The following is a 2,174-nucleotide window of genomic DNA, read 5'->3' on the forward strand; positions in this document are numbered from 1 at the left end:
ATTTTGAACTGAAAGGCCAGTAGCGATACTGGCCTTTTTGCTAAGGATCAGCATGGATACCTACGGCTTGAGAGAAGAGGTAACTGCGTTCATCGTCGATCAGGCGAGAGAATGCGGGATCGCGAAGGTTGTCCTCTTCGGCTCTCGCGCATCGGGTCGTTTCTCCGAGAAGAGCGATATCGATCTCGCTGTCTACGGCGCTTCTTTCGACCGCTACATCGGGATTCTCGACGAGAGCTGCCCGACCTTGCTGACCTTCGATTTCGTCGACATGTCCCAAGAGGTGGGCGAGGGGCTGCGGGAGCGCATCGCGCAGGAGGGGGTCGTTCTCTATGAAGCATGCGAACTATAAGGCGAACCTGAGCGTGCTGAGGCAAGCCCCCGAGCAGGACCTGCAAAACGAGTTCATTCTCAGCGGCATCATCGATAAGTTCGCGATGCAATTCGAGCTCTCCTGGAAGTTGCTGCGCAAGACTCTCGAGTACGAGGGCAGATTGGATGCGGCCACGGGGTCTCCGAGGGGGATCATTAAGGCGGCCTACGATGCGTACGACTTCATCGACGAGGGCATCTGGCTGCGCATGCTCGATGATCGCAACGCGGCCGAACATGTTTACGACGCGATGCTCGCACGGCGCCTTGCCGACGACATCATCGGCTCCTATATCGCCACTTTCGACGACTTGCTCGCCAACCTCGAGCGCCTCTACCCGGCCGAGTTGCTCGGAACCTTCTAGCTGAGCGACGGGTTCCTGTTAGTGGGAGGCCCAATAAATTAGAACCTCGGCTTGTCGTGTCGGAGTTACTTGCTTGAGCATCGTGGGTCTCGCTATCAAAACACGAGTTTGAGAGTCGTTTCCCCTGATCCATATTTACAGATTCCGTGAATAGAAAAATGGGGCTGTTTTTGGGTCTGCTCGGGTACTGACTTAATGAGGCCTAAATGGCCCAACGGCTAAATCGCCATGAGTTGCGAATCACGTCTGTCAGAGCTCCAATAGGGCTTACTGAAAAATGTCCATTGTGTCGGTATGTACTACCATGAGCAATAGGGTACTATTATGAATCGATAATGGCAGGTCTAGGAGGCTCATATTATGGATGAAGAGAAGAAAGATGCTGCACAGAATTTCGAGTTAGTGCTGTCTTCAGCGGCGCGGTTACCGGGAGTTAGGATAGATAGGGAGAAATATCTCGTTGGAGCTTTAGGCAAGAAGTTCTCTCTAGAGGTTGTTGCAACCGCCGTTGACTCATCTCCGGCTGCCGCTGGCATAAAGCCCGAAGAACTCAGCCATATCGCCGATGCCTCTATCCGGTATGAGTCTACAAAAGTAACTGCGATTTCGGCAGTTGCTGGAATACCCGGCGGCTTCGCGATGGCGGGCGCGGTTCCTGCTGATTTAGCGCAGTACTTTGCTCACGTGTTGCGAATAACTCAAAAACTGGCCTTTCTGTATGGATGGGATCATATCTTTGAGGGAACGGAAGAAGAGATTGATGATGAGGCGAAGAATCTTCTCATCTTGTTTATCGGGGTAATGTTCGGGGCCAATGGTGCCACGGATGCTGTCACTAAGATCTCAAATCAAGTTGCGGCCGCTGTGGCTAGGAAGCTTCCGCAAAAGGCATTGACCAAAGGTGCCATATATCCAATTGTCAAAAAAGTTGCAGGGTATATCGGCGTCAAGATGACAAAGGACATTTTCGCGAAAGGCGTCTCCAAGGTCATCCCCTTTATTGGCGGTGTCATTTCGGGCGGCATTACTTTGGCGACATACGCCCCGATGTGCCTGAAGTTGAAGGACTACCTTGCCGGCTTGGAAGTCGCCAACCCAGACACATATGTCGTGAAAGCGATAGCCGCTGAAGACGTAGAAGAATATGAGGCATAGAGGAAGAACGCGGTGTCGATAACGAAGATCAATCGCCTAATTAAATCGAAATCAATGATAATGCTTCTCGGAGTACTATCACGTCGGAGGTCGCGAGTTTGAGTCTCGTACATCCTGCCGTTTTGAACTGAAGTCGCCGTTCCGTCTGGGGCGGCGATTTTTGTTTGCTAGAATGCGGTTCGAGATATGATGACCCCGAAGGTGAGGGTAGTGTGCCGAACGTTGGTGTAATTGCCTAGAACCTGGCCCCTATTCTAACCCATCGCCTATGCCGCCCTCCTT

General features: G+C 52.1%; 3 protein-coding genes. All 3 read left to right on the plus strand.

Features of this window, described 5'->3' with window-relative positions; translation table 11 throughout:
* Positions 1 to 52 precede the first annotated feature (52 nt).
* The 3 genes from AAK988_RS07605 (at position 53) to AAK988_RS07615 (ending at position 1,892) form a co-directional block, all read left to right on the plus strand.
* The gene (locus tag AAK988_RS07605; protein WP_242370330.1) at positions 53 to 352 is read left to right on the plus strand and encodes a nucleotidyltransferase domain-containing protein; all 300 of its coding nucleotides are present in this window, start codon (positions 53 to 55) and stop codon (positions 350 to 352) included.
* Positions 333 to 737 (plus strand): HI0074 family nucleotidyltransferase substrate-binding subunit, encoded by a 405-nt coding sequence (locus AAK988_RS07610; protein ID WP_135970843.1) that lies wholly within the window; start codon positions 333 to 335, stop codon positions 735 to 737. The genes AAK988_RS07605 and AAK988_RS07610 overlap by 20 nt, the downstream gene beginning before the upstream one ends.
* A 360-nt stretch (positions 738 to 1,097) precedes the next feature.
* Positions 1,098 to 1,892 (plus strand): hypothetical protein, encoded by a 795-nt coding sequence (locus AAK988_RS07615; protein WP_369880578.1) that lies wholly within the window; start codon positions 1,098 to 1,100, stop codon positions 1,890 to 1,892.
* Positions 1,893 to 2,174: the final 282 nt, after the last annotated feature.

This window comes from Adlercreutzia muris, assembly GCF_041223505.1.
Classification (GTDB): Bacteria; Actinomycetota; Coriobacteriia; order Coriobacteriales; family Eggerthellaceae; genus Adlercreutzia; species Adlercreutzia muris.

Coding starts and splice junctions, on each gene's coding strand:
- AAK988_RS07605 (WP_242370330.1), top strand. CDS start 53: ATGGATACCTACGGCTTGAGAGAAGAGGTAACTGCGTTCATCGTCGAT.
- AAK988_RS07610 (WP_135970843.1), top strand. CDS start 333: ATGAAGCATGCGAACTATAAGGCGAACCTGAGCGTGCTGAGGCAAGCC.
- AAK988_RS07615 (WP_369880578.1), top strand. CDS start 1,098: ATGGATGAAGAGAAGAAAGATGCTGCACAGAATTTCGAGTTAGTGCTG.